The following is a 15,836-nucleotide window of genomic DNA, read 5'->3' on the forward strand; positions in this document are numbered from 1 at the left end:
AGCCTACCCGGCGTCAACAGCGACGACGCCGCGCCGAACGTCATTGATCGCGCGCTTGGCGGTGGCCCTCAGCTCAGCGTCCGGAGCCGCGTTGCGGACCTGGTCCAACAGGTCGAGCACCTGGCGACACCAGCGCACGAAATCGCCCGCCAACAGCGGCGAGCCGGTGCCCGCCGGGTCGACGGCCGCCAGGGCCGCGGCCAGGTCGCCGGATTTGGCCCAGCGGTAGATGACGTTGACGAAACCGTCGTCGGGCTCCCGACTGGGCGCGATCCGGTGCGTCTGCTCGTCGCTGCGCAGCGCGTACGACAGCCGAGCGGTTTGCTGCAGCGCCTGCCGCACGCGCTGGGTGGGCGCCTCGGCGGCGAACGCCGCCCGCGGGCCCTCACCTCCCCGGCTCTCGTAGAGCACCGCCGAGACCACCGCCGCCAACTCGGGTGGCTTCAGGTCCGCCCAGGCGCCCGTGCGCAGGCATTCGGCGACCAGGAGGTCGCTTTCGCTGTAGATGCGGGCGAGCAGGCGGCCGTCGTCGGTGACGCGGGGATCGGTGTCCGGGCCTTGGATGAAACCACGCTCGGTGAGCAGCCCGACAATTCGGTCGAAGGTCCGCGCCAGCGAATTGGTCGCGGCGGCAACCTTTTTCTCCAACTGGGCGTTGTCGCGTTCGATCCGCAGGTATCGCTCGGCCTGCCGCACCTGGGCTTCGAGGCCGGGGCTGTTGTGCGACGGGTGCCGACGCAGCTCCTCCCGCAGCGACGCCAGTTCGGGGTTGTGAAACGCGTCGTCCTGGTCGCCGCGCCCGCCGCGGCGCCTGGCCGGAATGGCCAGCCCCGCGGCCGCCGACCGCAGCGCCGACGCGAGGTCTCGCCGGACCCGCGGCTGCCGGTGCTCGACCCGCTTGGGCAGCGGCATGGAACCGACCGGGGCCGACGCTCCCGGATAGTCGGCCGTCGAAATCCGCCCCGCCCAACGGTTTTCGGTGAGGACCAGCGGGCGGGGGTCCTCGCCGTCGCGCGCCGATTCCAGCACCACCGCCAGCCCGCCGCGCCGGCCGTGGGTGATGTTGATGATGTCGCCACGCCGCAGCGCGGCCAGCGCGTCGCTGGCCGCCTGGCGCCGCTGCAGCCGCGAGGCGCGGGACTGCGCGCGTTCCATCTCGGAGATGCGCGCCCGCAGCCGGGCGTAGTCCAGGATCGGCGCCTTCGGGCCGCCGAGCTCACCGGCGATCTCGGCGAGCATCGCGGTGCCGCGTTCGATTCCGCGCACCAGGCCGACCACGGAGCGGTCGGCCTGATACTGCGCGAACGACTGCTCCAGCAGCCGATGCGCCTGCTCGGGACCCATCTGCTGCACCAGGTTGATCGTCATGTTGTACGACGGGGCGAACGAGCTGCGCAGCGGGAAGGTGCGGGTGGAGGCCAGGCCCGCCACCGCTACCGGCTCGGTGTTCTCGTCGGCGGGATTCCACAGCACCACCGCGTGGCCCTCGACGTCGATGCCGCGCCGCCCGGCGCGGCCGGTCAGCTGCGTGTACTCCCCCGGCGTCAGCGGCATGTGCTGCTCGCCGTTGAATTTGACCAGCCGCTCGAGCACCACCGTGCGGGCGGGCATGTTGATGCCGAGCGCCAGGGTCTCGGTCGCGAACACCGCCTTGACCAGGCCGGCGGTGAACAGCTCCTCGACGGTGTGCCGGAACACCGGCAACATCCCGGCGTGGTGGGCGGCCAGGCCGCGGAGCAGCCCCTCCCGCCACTCGTAGTAACCGAGCACCGCCAGGTCGGCGTCGGCGAGATCGCCGCACCGGTGCTCGATCACCTCGGCAATCTGCGCCCGCTCCTCCTCGGTGGTCAACCGCAGCGGCGAGCGCAGGCACTGCTGGACGGCGGCGTCGCAGCCGGCGCGGGAGAACACGAACGTGATCGCCGGCAGCAGCCCCTCGGAGTCCAGTGTTGCGATCACGTCCGCCCGCCCGGGTGGCCGGTAGAACCGCGGCCGGCCGGGCGCACCGCGGCCGCCGCGCCCACGTCGCGGCTGCCAGTCCGACATCCGGTCCGCCTCGCGGCGGTGCGCGATGTGGCGCACCAGGTCCGGGCTGACGCGTGACTCGTGGCCGGCGACCGGCTGCCCGCCGGCTTCCGAGCTGCGGTAATCGAAGAGGTCGAACAGCCGCTTGCCCACCAATACGTGCTGCCACAACGGCACCGGCCGGTGCTCGTCGACCACCACGGTGGTATCGCCGCGCACGGTCTGGATCCAGCCGCCGAACTCCTCGGCGTTGCTCACCGTGGCCGACAGGCTGACCACCCGCACCTCGTCGGGCAGGTGCAGGATCACTTCCTCCCACACCGGGCCGCGCATCCGGTCGGCCAGGAAATGCACTTCGTCCATCACGACGTAGGAAAGTCCTTGCAGCGCAGGCGAATTAGCGTAGAGCATGTTGCGCAGCACCTCGGTGGTCATCACCACCACGGGGGCGTCGGCGTTCACCGACATGTCACCGGTCAGCAGGCCGATCCGGTCGCGGCCGTAGCGCGCGGTCAGGTCGGTGTGCTTCTGGTTGCTCAGCGCCTTGAGCGGCGTGGTGTAGAAGCACTTGCCGCCGGCGGCCAGCGCCAGGTGCACGGCGAATTCCCCCACCACCGTCTTGCCGGCGCCGGTCGGAGCGCAGACCAGCACGCCGTGGCCTCGTTCCAGCGCGGCGCATGCCCGCCGCTGGAAGCCGTCGAGCGCGAAGGGCAATTCGGCGGTGAACCGGGTCAGCTCGGCGAGCTCCGCCACGTCCTGCGGCGCCGAGGGTTCAGGTGACATCGTCGTGCTGGCCGGCGGTGAACGACGGCTCGGGGACCGACTCCTGTATCGGTGTGGGCGGCTCGATGGCCGATGCCTGGTCATCGGGAATCGCGGTTTGCGCTTCGCGCTTGGCCTTGCGTCGGTCGTGCAGGCGGGCGATCTGGATGGCGAACTCGAGGAGCACCGACAACGCGACGCCCAGGGCGGTCATCGAAAACGGGTCGGACCCCGGGGTGAAAACCGCGGCGAATACGAACATCCCGAAGATCAGGCCACGCCGCCACGACTTCAGGCGCTCATAGGTGAGCACGCCGGTCATGTTGAGCATGACGATCAGCAGCGGGAATTCGAAGCTGACTCCGAACACCACCAACAGGTTGATCAAGAAGCCGAAGTACCGGTCCCCCGACAGCGCGGTCACCTGCACGTCGCTGCCCACGGTCAGCAAAAAACCCAACGCCTTGGACAGCACGAAGTACGCCAGCACCGCGCCCGCGACGAACAGCACCGCCGCGGGGACCACGAACCCGACCGCGAAGCGGCGCTCCTTCTGGTACAGCCCCGGCGTGATGAACGCCCACAGCTCGTAGAACCACACCGGACAGGCCAGCACCACCCCGGCGGTCAGCCCGACCTTGAGCCGCAACATGAACTGGTCGAACGGTGCCGTCGCCAGCAGCCGGCATTGACCGTCGGCGCTGATGCTCGCACGCGCCGACTGCGGCAGCGAACAGTACGGATGGCGCAGCCACTCGCCGAGGCTTTCCAGGCCGAAGAGGGAATGCGAGTACCAGAAGAACCCGAAGATCGTGGTGACCAGGATGGCGGCCAGCGAGAGCAGCAACCGGGTGCGCAGCTCGGTCAGGTGATCGACGAGCGACATCGTCGCGTCGGGATTGGTTCGGCTGCGCCTGTTACGCGGGTTGAGGCGCTTCAGGACGCCGGCAGTGCGCGCTGAAACCTTGAAAACTTTCACGACGCTCGTTCAGTGGCGTTCGGGCACCGCGACGATGACGGCGGGCTACGCCGGGCGTGCTTCGGTGTGCCCCTGCTCGGTGGCCGTCGGCGGCTCCACCCGCTGCGACTGCACGGGCTGAGGGGTCTCGATGGAAGGCGCTTCGGACTTGTTCTCGGTCTGCATTTCGCGCAGCTCGGACTTGAAGATGCGCATCGACTTGCCCAACGAACGCGCTGCATCGGGGAGCTTCTTGGCACCGAAAAGCAGGATCACCACCACAGCGAGGATGGCCCAGTGCCACGGACTAAGACTGCCCACTTTGATTACCTCCAGACGTCTACCCGATGCTACCGCAGCCCGGCGATACACCGGGCCGCCCGCGCCGTGGCCTCAGCGGGTAAGCGCCTGATAGGACTCGCACGCCGCAGCCGCGGCATCCCGGACACGTGTTGCCAGTGATTCCGGTTCAAGCACCCGCACGTCCGCCCCGAAGCCCAGCACCAGGCGGGTCATCCAATCCTCGGAGGCGTAGGTCATCACCGCCTCGCACGAACCGTCCGGCAACTCGTTGACCTCGCGCATCGGGTAGTACTCGAACATCCACGACGCCGACGGCGCGACGCGCAGCTTGGCCGACGGCAATGCCGGGTCGCCGTCGAAGAGCGAGGTGTCCGGCGGCGCGTGCACGGCCAGTTCGGGCGGGGCCGCCGGCTGGTCCAGCTCGGCGGCGTCGACGATCCGGTCGAATCGGAAGAGCCGCACCCCTTCGGCGTCGCGTGACCAGGCCTCCAAGTAGCTGTGGCCGCCGATCAGCAGCACCCGGATCGGGTCGACGATCCGGCTGGTCAGGGTGTCATGGGAAGCGGAGTAATAGTCGATGGACAGCGCGTGTTTGTGCTGCACCGCCGTGCGCACAGCGGCCGCCGCGTGGCTCTCGACGGGCGCGGGCTCATCGACGGCCGTCGCCGCGATGTCCTGCCCGACGGCGCCGGCGGCCGCCTCGATCTTGGCAATCGCGCTGCGGGCCGCTTCGGGATCAACGACGCCGGGGATGTCGGCCAGCGCCCGCAGCGCCACCAGCAGCCCGGTGGCCTCGGGCGAGGTGAGTTTCAGCGGCCGGTCGATGCCGGCGGAGAAGGTCACCTCGATGGTGTCGCCGGCGAACTGGAAGTCGATCAGGTCGCCCGGGTAGTAGCCGGGCAGGCCGCACATCCACAGCTGGTTGAGGTCCTCTTCCAGTTGCTTGGCCGACACCCCGAGGTCGGCGGCCGCCTTGGACCGGGTGACCCGCGGGTTGGCCTGGAAGTACGGCACCATGTTGAGCAGCCGGATCAGGCGGGTGGACACGGGAGTCATGCCGATACCCCCGCCTGCGCACGCAGCCTCGTCAACACGTCGTCGCGCAGGGACTGTGGCTCGAGCACGACGGCGTCAGCACCGTAGCCGGCGATCTCGCGCGCCAGCCCGTCGCTCGATTTGATGTCGAGGTCGATCACCTCGCCGTCGCGGCCGCCCAGCTGTCGCGCGCCGGCAGAGGTCCCGGCCCGGCGCAGCGCGGTGGCCCGCCCGTCGGCGACCCACACCCGCGCGTGTCCGCCCGTCGGGGTCTCGGCCACCGTCCGGGCCACAATCTGGCGCAGGTCCACGTCCTCGGGCACGACGACGGCCCCGGGCGGGCCGATCGGCGTGACCTCGGCGCCGATCCGCGACAGCCGAAACGTACGGGTGGCGCCGCGGTCGCGGTCGTGACCCACCAGATACCAGCGGCCCTTCTCGGTGACCACGCCCCACGGCTCCACCGTGCGCATGCTGTACGGCTCCGCGCGCGACGGCCGGTGCGGGAACTGCACCGCCTGGCGAGAATCGATGGCCGACAACAGGATTCCGAGCACCTCCTCCGAACCGCGCAGCCCCGGCACGCCGGCCGGCGAGGCGATGGCCACCGGCGCGTCAGGGTCGACGTCCACCCCGGCGGCGCGCAGCTTGAGCAACGCGCCCTGGGTGGCGGTGATCAGTTCGGGCGACTCCCACAGTTGCGTCGCGACGGCGACCGCGGCCGCCTCGTCCGCAGTGAGCTCGACCGCGGGCAGCGAGTAGGCGTCCCGGTTGATGCGATACCCCTCGGTGGGGTCCATGGCCGACGCCCTGCCCACCTCGAGCGGGATGCCGAGATCGCGCAACTCGTTCTTGTCACGCTCGAACATGCGCGAGAACGCCTCGGCGCTGGGGCTATCCGAATAACCCGCCACGCTGGACCGGATCTTCTCCGCGCTGATGTAACCGCGGGTGGAGAGCAGGGCGATGACGAGATTGACCAACCGCTCGACTTTGGAGGTCGCCATTCGCACCAGGTTATAACCGGCACGCGCCGCGCGCCTGCACCGGTCGGCGAGTCGAGCGCACGCGATATCGCGTTCGCGGCTCGAGCTACATGCTGGCGATCAGCCGCTTGACCCGCTCGTCGACCGCCCGGAACGGGTCCTTGCACAGCACGGTGCGCTGGGCCTGGTCGTTGAGCTTGAGGTGCACCCAGTCGACGGTGAAGTCGCGGCCCGCGGCCTGGGCGGCGCTGATGAATTCGCCCCGCAGCCGCGCGCGGGTGGTTTGCGGCGGGTGGTCGACCGCCTCGGCGATCTCCTCGTCGGTGGTGACGCGCGCCGCCAGGCCCTTGCGCTGCAGCAAGTCGAAGACGCCGCGCCCGCGCTTGATGTCGTGGTAGGCCAGGTCCAGCTGGGCGATCTTGGGGTCGGACAGCTCCATGTCGTAGCGGTCCTGGTAGCGCTGGAACAGTTTGCGCTTGATCACCCAGTCGATTTCGGTGTCGACCTTGGCGAAGTCCTGGCTCTCGACGGCGTCAAGCTGGCGGCCCCACAGGTCGACGACCTGCTCGATCTGGGCGTTGGGCTCGCGGGTCTGCAGGTGTTCGACGGCGCGGCTGTAGTACTCGCGCTGGATGTCCAGGGCGCTGGCCTGACGCCCGCCCGCCAACCGCACCGGCCGCCGGCCGGTGATGTCGTGGCTGACCTCCCGGATGGCGCGGATGGGGTTGTCCAGCGAGAAGTCGCGGAAGGGGACGCCCGCCTCGATCATCTCCAGCACCAGCGCCGCGGTGCCCACCTTGAGCATCGTGGTGGTCTCGCACATGTTGGAGTCGCCCACGATCACGTGCAGCCGCCGGTACTTCTCGGCGTCGGCGTGCGGCTCGTCACGGGTGTTGATGATGGGCCGGCTCCGGGTGGTGGCCGAGGAGACGCCCTCCCAGATGTGCTCGGCCCGTTGCGACAGGCAGAACGTCGCCGCCTTGGGGGTCTGCAGCACCTTGCCCGCCCCGCAGATGAGCTGGCGGGTGACCAGGAACGGCAGCAGCACGTCGGAGATCCGGGAGAACTCGCCGGCCCGCACGATCAGGTAGTTCTCGTGGCAGCCGTACGAGTTGCCGGCGGAGTCGGTGTTGTTCTTGAACAGGTAGATGTCGCCGCCGATGCCCTCGTCGGCGAGGCGCTGCTCGGCGTCGATGAGCAGGTCCTCGAGCACCCATTCGCCGGCCCGGTCATGGGTGACCAGCTGCACCAGGCTGTCGCACTCGGCCGTCGCGTACTCGGGGTGGCTGCCCACGTCGAGATACAGGCGGGCGCCGTTGCGCAGGAAAACATTGGAGCTGCGGCCCCACGACACCACCCGACGGAACAGGTAGCGGGCGACCTCGTCCGGGGACAGGCGGCGATGGCCGTGGAACGTGCAGGTGACACCGAACTCGGTCTCGATGCCCATAATTCGCCGCTGCACGTAATCGAGGGTACTGGTTGTCCGACCGGGACGGTGCGGAAGCCGCGCCTACGGGTCCCGACGAGTTTCACGCCGCCGCGGCTGGGCCGCCGCGAGGGCTTGCCGGCAACGCCGTCGTCCGTGTGCCAATCCACGGGTTTCGCCCTGAGCGAACGCGCTCGGGCCGGGCCGGTGCGGCCGATTCAGCCCGCGGAGTCGCCGTTGGAGTCGGGCTTTTCGCCGTTGGCTTCGGGCTGCTTCGAATCCCCCTCTTGCAGCAGGCTTTCCAGGGTCGCCCGGTTGATGCGGCGGAACGCCCGCCGCGGCCGGTTGACGTCCAGAATGGCGACCTCCAGGCTGCCCACGTCCGGGGACGGCTGGTCGCCGCCGGAACCCTCGGCGCTGCCGGCCCGCAGCGCCTTCACGGCGATCTGCGTCGCGTCGCGCAGGTCGGCGTTCTCGGCGTAGGACTCCTTGAGCGCGGTGGTGATCGGCTCGGTGGTCCCACCCATCACCACGAAATGCGGTTCGTCGGCTATCGAGCCGTCGTAGGTGATGCGATAGAGCTCAGGCGGTTTCGTCTCGCCGTAGTGCGCGACCTCGGCGACACACAGCTCCACCTCGTAGGGCTTGGCCTGCTCGGTGAAGATGGTGCCCAGAGTCTGGGCATAGACGTTGGCCAGCTGACGGCCCGTGACGTCGCGGCGGTCGTAGGCGTAACCGCGGGTGTCGGCGAACTGGATCCCGCCGCGGCGCAGGTTGTCGAACTCGTTGAACTTGCCCGCGGCCGCGAAACCCACGCGATCGTAGAGCTCGCTGATCTTCTGCAGGGAGCGCGACGGGTTCTCCGCGACAAAGAGCACACCACCGGCGTAGACCAGCGCCACCACGCTCTTGCCGCGCGCGATGCCCTTGCGGGCGAGCTCGCTGCGCTCGCGCATCGCCTGCTCGGGCGAGATGAAATAAGGAAAGCTCACTTCTCACCGCCGTCGGGGCCGAATGTGTCCGCGCGGGAACGACTTTCGATGACTTCGCGGGCCAGTTCGGCGATCCGGCTTTCGGGCACCTCGGCCGCCCCCTCGGCGCCGATGGTGACCGCCGTCGGGTAGATGCCGCGAACCAGGTCGGGTCCGCCAGTGGCCGAGTCGTCATCGGCGGCGTCGTAGAGCGCCTCGACGGCCACCCGGACCGCGGAATCGGCATCGACGACCCGCGAGTAGAGCTTCTTCATGGACGACTTGGCGAAGATCGAGCCGGAGCCCACCGACTGGTAGCCCTCTTCTTCGATGTTCCAGCCGCCGGCGGCGTCGAACGAGACGATCCGGCCGGCGCCTTCGGGGTCGGATGCGTCGATGTCGTAACCCGCCAGCAGCGGCAGGGCAACCAGGCCCTGCATCGCGGCGGCGAGGTTTCCGCGCACCATGATCGCCAGCCGGTTGACCTTTCCGGCGAAGGTGAGCGGCACGCCTTCGAGCTTTTCGTAGTGCTCCAGTTCGACCGCGTAGAGGCGGGCGAACTCGACGGCGATCGCGGCGGTGCCGGCGATGCCCGTGGCGGTGTAGTCATCGGTGACGTACACCTTCTTCACGTCGCGCCCGGCGATCATGTTGCCCTGGGTCGAGCGCCGGTCCCCCGCGATGACGACGCCGCCGGGATATTTCAGGGCGACGATCGTGGTGCCGTGCGGCAGCTGCGAGCCGGCCCCGGCGGATTGCGCGCCGCCGCCCAGGCTCACCGGCAGCAGCTCCGGCGCCTGGCGGCGCAGGAAGTCGGCAAACGACGACAGGTTGACTGCGGAATTTCCCGTGAGTGCGAAGTTGGTGGACAGGCGATCAGGACTCGACCAGGTCACTGTCCGCCCTTTTGGACGTATGCCCGGACGAAGTCTTCGGCGTTCTCTTCGAGGACGTCATCGATCTCATCGAGCAGATCGTCGGTGTCCTCGGCTAGCTTCTCGCGGCGCTCCTGGCCCGCGGCCGTGCTGTCGGCGAAATCGTCGTCGTCGCCACCACCACCGCCACGCTTGGTCTGCTCCTGAGCCATCGCCGGCCTCCTGCTTCATCTGAACTTGTTCAGCGGCTGCTCGCCTTGTAAGCCACGCTGCTCGCTGTTATCTCCCTACCCTACCGGTCAACCCCGACGTTCCCCGGTCTAACAGGCTTAGCTGGTGAGTTGTTCCACCAGTTCGGCGGCGCTGTCCACGGAGTCCAGCAGGGCCCCGACGTGCGCCTTGCTGCCGCGCAGCGGCTCGAGCGTCGGGATCCGGACCAGCGAATCACCGCCCAGGTCGAAGATCACGGAGTCCCAGCTGGCCGCGGCGATGTCGGCGCCGAACCGACGCAGGCACTCACCACGGAAGTAGGCCCGCGTGTCGGTCGGCGGGTTGTCCACGGCGTCGAGCACCTGGTGTTCGGTGACCAGGCGCTTCATCGAGCCGCGCGCGACGAGCCGGTTGTAGAGGCCCTTGTCCAGCCGGACATCGGAATACTGCAGGTCGACGAGGTGCAGCCGCGGCGCCGACCAGCTCAGGTTCTCCCGCTGCCGGAAGCCCTCGAGCAGGCGCAGCTTGGCGGGCCAGTCGAGCACCTCGGCGCATTCCATCGGGTCCCGCTCGAGTTGGTCGAGCACGTGCGCCCACGTCTGAACGATGTCGGCGGCGCGGGGGTCGGGGTCGCGGCTGTCGACCAGCTTCGCCACCCGGTCCAGGTAAATCCGTTGCAGCGCAAGGCCCGTCAGTTCCCGGCCGTCGGCCAGGGCCACGGCGGTCCGCAACGACGGATCGCGGCTGATCGCGTGGACCGCGTGCACCGGCCGGGCCAGCACCAGATCGCTCAGGTCGATTCCGTGTTCGGGGCCGACTTCGATCAGGTCCAGCACCAGCGCCGTGGTGCCCAGCTTGAGGTAGGTCGACGTCTCGGCGAGGTTGGCGTCGCCGATGATGACGTGCAGCCGGCGGTACCGGTCGGCGTCGGCGTGCGGTTCGTCGCGGGTATTGATGATGCCGCGCTTGAGGGTGGTCTCCAGCCCGACCTCGACCTCGATGTAGTCGGACCGCTGGGACAGCTGAAAGCCGGGCTCGTCACCGGACGGGCCGATGCCGACCCGGCCCGAGCCGGTCACCACCTGCCGGGACACCAGAAAGGGTGTCAGCCCCGCGATGATCGACGAAAACGGCGTCTGCCGCGACATGAGGTAGTTTTCGTGCGCGCCGTAGGAGGCGCCCTTGCCGTCGACGTTGTTCTTGTAGAGCTGCAGCTTGGCGGCACCGGGGACGCTGGCGACATGCCTGGCGGCGGCCTCCATGACGCGCTCGCCGGCCTTGTCCCAGATCACCGCGTCCAGCGGATCGGTGCATTCGGGCGCCGAATATTCGGGGTGGGCGTGGTCGACGTAGAGCCGCGCCCCATTGGTCAAGATCATGTTGGCGGCGCCGACCTCGTCCGCGTCGACCACCGGCGGCGGGCCGGCCGAACGGCTCAGGTCGAAACCGCGGGCGTCCCGCAGCGGGGACTCCACCTCGTAGTCCCAGCGGGTACGTTTCGCGCGCTGGATGCCGGCGGCGGCGGCGTAGGCCAGAACCGCCTGAGTCGAGGTGAGGATCGGGTTGGCCGTCGGGTCCGACGGTGATGAGATGCCGTACTCGACCTCCGTCCCGATAATCCGTTGCATGACCTAAGCGTAGGCCCGCCGACGATGCGGCCCGCGATGCGGGGCGAGGTGTGGCGGGCAAACGACCAGCGCGGGTGGGCCGCCCGCCGTAGGGTGACCCGGCATGGAGCTAACTCTGCGCCGCACGCCGCGCCGGCGAGGTGCGGCCAGCGGTGCGGCTGAAAGCTGGTTCCTGCAGCGGGGTTTGCCGTCGGTCCTCACCCGCCGCGCCCGCTGGCGACGCCTCTGGCCACGTTCGGCGCCCATGCTGGCGGCATACGCGACGTTGCAGGCGTGCGTGCTGCCGGTCTATCTGATCACCGGCGGCCACGACATCGAAATCACCGGAACGCCAACAACTTCCGAGCTGATCGTGCTGGCGGTCGTCGGTCTCAGCCTCCCGCTGATGGTGCTGATCGGCTGGCTGGTGTCCCGGTCACGAAGCGGGCGGACGCGGGCCGCTCTGGCGACGGCGTCGGTTCTGGTGGTCGCCGGCGTCGGGGTGGCGACGGGCGACGCCGCGCAACTGCCGCAGCAGGCGGCGGTGATCGTCGTCGTGCTGATCCTGACCGGCTTCGGCATCGGCTCGGTGGTCGGTTGGGCGATGCGCATGATGCTGTCGCACTTCACAATGGTCGGCGCGCTGGCGGTTCGGGCGTTGCCGGTCGTGTTGCTGACCGCGTTGGTGTTCTTCAACACCTACGTCTGGCTGATGGCCGCGACGATCAGCGGGAACCGGCTGGGGCTGGCGATGGCGTTCCTGGTCTCCATCGCGGCGGCCTTCGTCGTCTCGGCCACCGTCGAGCGGGTCCGGCCGATGCTGAAGTCGACGGCGGCGCTGCCCGCGGAAAAGGAACACCTCGCCGGCACGCCGTTCGCGGGCTTGCCCGACGCCGGAGATTCCGCGCCGCTGAAGAAGACGGAACGCCTCAACGTGGTGTTCGTGCTGGCCGCCTCGCAACTGGCGCAGATCCTGGTGGTGGCGGTGGTGACCGCCGCGATCTACCTGATTCTCGGCTTGATCGTGCTGAGCCCCGAGCTGCTCAACGAATGGACCCACACCTACAAGAGCACCGCGACCGTGCTGGGATTCACGCTGCCGGTTCCGGATTCGCTGGTGCACATGAGCCTTTTCCTCGGCGCGCTGACCTTCATGTACATCAGCGCCCGCGCGGCCGGCGACGCGGAGTACCGCTCCACCTTCCTGGACCCGCTGATCGAGGACCTGCACACCACCCTGATCGCGCGCAACCGCTATCGCGGCGCCGTGGCGCCCACCGCCCGTGCTGTTGACGGCACCGGCGGTAGTGACTAATTTCACCGTGTGTCCGCCCCCGAATCCGACCGCGTCGTCGGTAAACACGCACTCGACCTGGCAGGAAAGCGCTACGGCGAGGTGCTACTCGTCACCGCCGGCGAGGCCGGCCCCCAGGCGACGGTCTACAACAGCTTCCCGCTGAACGACTGCCCGGCCGACTTGTGGTCCGCGCTCGACCCGCACGCCATCGCCGCCGAACACGGTGTGGCCGCGGCGCTGCTCAACGGCCCGCGGTACTGGCTGATGAACGCGATCGAAAAAGAGGCCCAGGGCCCACAGGTGACCAAGAACTTCGGCGGGATCGAGATGATCCAGCAGGCCACCGTCCTGCTGTCTTCGATGAATCCCGCGCCGTACATCCCGAACAAGGTCAATCGTCACACGGTCTTCGTGTTCAATGCCGGCCAACAGGTCTACGAGCTCATCGACCCGCAGGGACAGCACTGGGTAATGCAGACCTGGAGCCAGGTCGCCGACCCCAACCTGTCGCAAGCCGACCTACCGCGGCTCGCCGACCGGCTCGACCTGCCGGCGGGGTGGACCTACCAGCCGCGGGTGCTCACCGAGGAACTGCGCGTGGACACCAAAACCCGGGCGGCCCAAGTGCTGCAGGACAACCTGACCAACAGCTACTCGCTGGTGACCGACTGACGGCCGAAGCCGTCGAAACTCGCGACGCGGCTTGGGCGCCTACAGGTACTGGCCGAGGTTGGACTCGGTGTCGATCGCCCGCGATGCGCTCGAGCTCTTGCCGGTGACCAGGGTGCGGATGTAGACGATCCGCTCGCCCTTCTTGCCCGAAATCCGCGCCCAGTCATCGGGGTTGGTGGTGTTGGGCAGGTCCTCGTTCTCGGCGAACTCGTCGACGATCGAGTCGAGCAGATGCTGGATGCGCAGACCGGGTTGCCCGGTCTCCAGCACCGACTTGATCGCGTTCTTCTTCGCGCGGTCGACGACGTTCTGGATCATCGCCCCGGAGTTGAAGTCCTTGAAGTACATGACTTCCTTGTCACCGTTGGCGTAGGTGACCTCCAGGAACCGGTTGTCGTCGATCTCGGCGTACATCCGCTCGACGACCTTCTCGATCATCGCCCGGATGCACGCCGACCGGTCGCCTCCGAACTCGGCGAGGTCATCGGCGTGCACCGGCAGCGACTCGACCAGGTACTTCGAGAAGATGTCTTGCGCCGCTTCGGCATCCGGCCGCTCGATCTTGATCTTCACGTCCAGACGGCCGGGCCGCAGGATCGCCGGGTCGATCATGTCCTCACGGTTGGAGGCGCCGATCACGATGACATTCTCCAGCCCCTCGACGCCGTCGATCTCGCTCAGCAGCTGCGGGACGACCGTGGTCTCGACGTCCGAGGAGACCCCGGTGCCGCGGGTGCGGAAGATCGAGTCCATCTCGTCGAAGAACACGATCACCGGCGTTCCTTCGGACGCCTTTTCGCGCGCCCGCTGGAAGATCAGGCGGATGTGCCGCTCGGTCTCGCCGACGAACTTGTTCAGCAGTTCGGGGCCCTTGATGTTGAGGAAGTAGGACTTCGCCTCGCGCGCGTCGTCGCCGCGCACCTCGGCCATCTTCTTGGCCAGCGAATTCGCCACCGCCTTGGCGATCAACGTCTTCCCGCAGCCGGGCGGGCCGTACAGCAACACACCCTTGGGCGGGCGCAGCGCGTACTCCCGGTACAGCTCCTTGTGCAGGAAGGGCAGCTCCACGGCGTCGCGGATCTGCTCGATCTGGCGAGTCAGGCCACCGATGTCGGAGTAGCTGACGTCGGGCACCTCCTCGAGCACCAGATCCTCGACCTCGGCCTTGGGGATGCGCTCGAACGCGTAGCCGGCCTTGGTGTCGACCAGCAGAGAATCGCCAGGCCGCAACTTGCGCGGCCTGGTGTCGTCATTGAGAGCGTCGGGGTGACCCTCCGGCAGGTCCTCAGCCACCAGTGGCTCCGCGAGCCAGACGATGCGTTCCTCGTCGGCGTGACCGACGACCAGCGCCCGATGTCCATCCGCAAGCAGTTCGCGCAACGTCGAGATCTCGCCGACGGATTCGAACGTGCCGGCCTCGACGACGGTCAGCGCCTCGTTGAGACGAACCGTCTGACCCTTCCGCAGCGACGAGGCGTCGATGTTGGGCGAGCAGGTCAAGCGCATCTTGCGACCCGAGGTGAACACGTCCACCGTCTCGTCCTCGTGCGCGGCCAGCAAGACGCCATAGCCACTCGGCGGCTGCCCGAGCCGGTCGACTTCCTCCCGCAACGCGAGCAGTTGCTGGCGCGCCTCTTTGAGCGTCTCCATCAACTTCGAGTTGCGGGCCGCAAGCGAGTCGATACGGGCTTCGAGCTGATGCACGTCGCGCGCGGAGCGGGCGCTACCCTGCGCCCCGGCCGCATGCTCTAGTTGCTCGCGCAGCAACGCTGCCTCGCGGCGTAGTTCCTCTAATTCGGCAGCATCGCCGCTGGACAAGCCTGACTCGCGGGGGGTACCGAATGATTCAGAACGCTCTGAGCCACCCATGTTGCGCTCCTTTCCCACACCGAATTGGCGCGGTGGATACCTTCAAAGCTACCGGCGATTGACCAATGATGTGGTGAGTCAAATACCCACGAAAAGTTAAGATTTTTGTCTCGCTGGTAATCTCGGCCACTAATCTCGCTGATCGAAAGGGCCGCAGTGACCGCAAAAAGCCTCGCCACGGGCTTGGTCGGCGCAGCCGACGTCGGCCCGACGGCCACGAGTGTGAGTTCGGTTGCACCCGTTGGCCGCCGTCCGCCAGTTTCGAAGAGCGCCCCGACCCCGCGGCCGGCCTGATCGACTGGATGCACCGACACCTGTCCGCCACGCTGGGCGCCGTCGCCGTCCTGGCGGCGGTCGGGATCTCCGGATGTTCGTCGCACCAACAACCCAGAATCGCCTCCTCCGCGCCCCCCGCGGCCCCGCCGACATCGAGCACGGTTGTCATTCCTCCGAGTACCCCGCTTCCGACGCCTGAAGCCCTAACCGACATCTTGACCCGGCTGGCGGACCCGAACGTACCCGGTATCAACAAAGTGAATTTGGTCGAAGGCGCGACGCCCGAAAGCGCGGACACCCTGGACAAGTTCACCAACGCGTTGCGCGACAACGGCTACCTGCCCATCAACTTCGTCGCGCACGACATCGCCTGGTCCGACAAGACCCCCGCCAACGTGGTGGCGACCATCGACGTCAACACCGCCCAGCGGGCCAACGGCAGCTTCCGCTTCCCAATGGAATTCACGCCGTTCCAAGGGGGTTGGCAGTTGTCGCGGCGGACCGCCGAAATGCTGCTGGCGCTGGGCAAGTCGCCGGCGCCGGCGCCGCCCCCCGCCCCCG

14 protein-coding genes are annotated in these 15,836 nt (G+C 68.4%); 3 read left to right on the forward strand and 11 right to left on the reverse strand.

Annotation, left to right across the window (positions count from 1 at the left end; genetic code table 11):
- Positions 1-3 precede the first annotated feature (3 nt).
- From A5730_RS07965 to dop, 10 genes are all read right to left on the reverse strand, one after another.
- Complete coding sequence (locus A5730_RS07965) at positions 4-2,778, reverse strand: RNA helicase (RefSeq protein ID WP_067897965.1); 2,775 nt, start codon at positions 2,776-2,778, stop codon at positions 4-6.
- Between the two features lie 19 nt (positions 2,779-2,797).
- The gene (gene tatC / locus A5730_RS07970; protein WP_156669657.1) at positions 2,798-3,766 is read right to left on the reverse strand and encodes a twin-arginine translocase subunit TatC; all 969 of its coding nucleotides are present in this window, start codon (positions 3,764-3,766) and stop codon (positions 2,798-2,800) included.
- Positions 3,767-3,811: 45 nt separating this feature from the next.
- Entirely contained in the window at positions 3,812-4,066 is a 255-nt protein-coding gene (gene tatA / locus A5730_RS07975; RefSeq protein ID WP_055399400.1) for a Sec-independent protein translocase subunit TatA, read from the reverse strand.
- Positions 4,067-4,138: 72 nt separating this feature from the next.
- A complete protein-coding gene (locus A5730_RS07980) occupies positions 4,139-5,104 on the reverse strand; it encodes a YafY family protein (RefSeq protein ID WP_067897969.1) in 966 nt (321 codons plus the stop codon).
- Positions 5,101-6,090 (reverse strand): YafY family protein, encoded by a 990-nt coding sequence (locus A5730_RS07985; RefSeq protein WP_067897972.1) that lies wholly within the window; start codon positions 6,088-6,090, stop codon positions 5,101-5,103. The genes A5730_RS07980 and A5730_RS07985 overlap by 4 nt, the downstream gene beginning before the upstream one ends.
- Positions 6,091-6,175: 85 nt before the next feature.
- Complete coding sequence (gene pafA / locus A5730_RS07990) at positions 6,176-7,534, reverse strand: Pup--protein ligase (protein ID WP_156349405.1); 1,359 nt, start codon at positions 7,532-7,534, stop codon at positions 6,176-6,178.
- Positions 7,535-7,716: 182 nt separating this feature from the next.
- Positions 7,717-8,490, reverse strand: coding sequence for a proteasome subunit alpha (gene prcA / locus A5730_RS07995; protein ID WP_067897975.1), 774 nt, complete (start codon positions 8,488-8,490; stop codon positions 7,717-7,719).
- Positions 8,487-9,365, reverse strand: coding sequence for a proteasome subunit beta (gene prcB, locus A5730_RS08000; protein WP_067897978.1), 879 nt, complete (start codon positions 9,363-9,365; stop codon positions 8,487-8,489). The genes prcA and prcB overlap by 4 nt, the downstream gene beginning before the upstream one ends.
- Positions 9,362-9,556 (reverse strand): ubiquitin-like protein Pup, encoded by a 195-nt coding sequence (locus A5730_RS08005; protein ID WP_007170369.1) that lies wholly within the window; start codon positions 9,554-9,556, stop codon positions 9,362-9,364. The genes prcB and A5730_RS08005 overlap by 4 nt, the downstream gene beginning before the upstream one ends.
- A gap of 117 nt (positions 9,557-9,673) precedes the next feature.
- Entirely contained in the window at positions 9,674-11,182 is a 1,509-nt protein-coding gene (dop, locus tag A5730_RS08010) for a pup deamidase/depupylase (RefSeq protein WP_055399388.1), read from the reverse strand.
- Positions 11,183-11,285: 103 nt separating this feature from the next.
- Between dop and A5730_RS08015 the strand changes: the two genes are divergently transcribed.
- Both A5730_RS08015 and A5730_RS08020 read left to right on the forward strand, forming a co-directional pair.
- Positions 11,286-12,476: a hypothetical protein gene (locus A5730_RS08015; protein ID WP_082946747.1), complete on the forward strand. Its 1,191-nt coding sequence runs from the start codon at positions 11,286-11,288 to the stop codon at positions 12,474-12,476.
- Between the two features lie 9 nt (positions 12,477-12,485).
- The gene (locus A5730_RS08020) at positions 12,486-13,130 is read left to right on the forward strand and encodes a hypothetical protein (protein WP_067897983.1); all 645 of its coding nucleotides are present in this window, start codon (positions 12,486-12,488) and stop codon (positions 13,128-13,130) included.
- A gap of 39 nt (positions 13,131-13,169) precedes the next feature.
- On the opposite strand, the gene arc is transcribed toward A5730_RS08020, so the two are convergent.
- Positions 13,170-14,999: a proteasome ATPase gene (gene arc / locus A5730_RS08025; protein ID WP_067898017.1), complete on the reverse strand. Its 1,830-nt coding sequence runs from the start codon at positions 14,997-14,999 to the stop codon at positions 13,170-13,172.
- A 302-nt stretch (positions 15,000-15,301) separates the two neighbouring features.
- On the opposite strand from arc, the gene A5730_RS25125 reads away from it, so the two are divergent.
- Positions 15,302-15,836 (forward strand): hypothetical protein (locus A5730_RS25125; protein WP_067898021.1); only part of this gene is annotated, 535 nt, incomplete at its 3' end.

Source organism: Mycobacterium sp. ACS4054 (genome assembly GCF_001667275.1).
In the GTDB taxonomy this organism is placed as follows: domain Bacteria; phylum Actinomycetota; class Actinomycetes; order Mycobacteriales; family Mycobacteriaceae; genus Mycobacterium.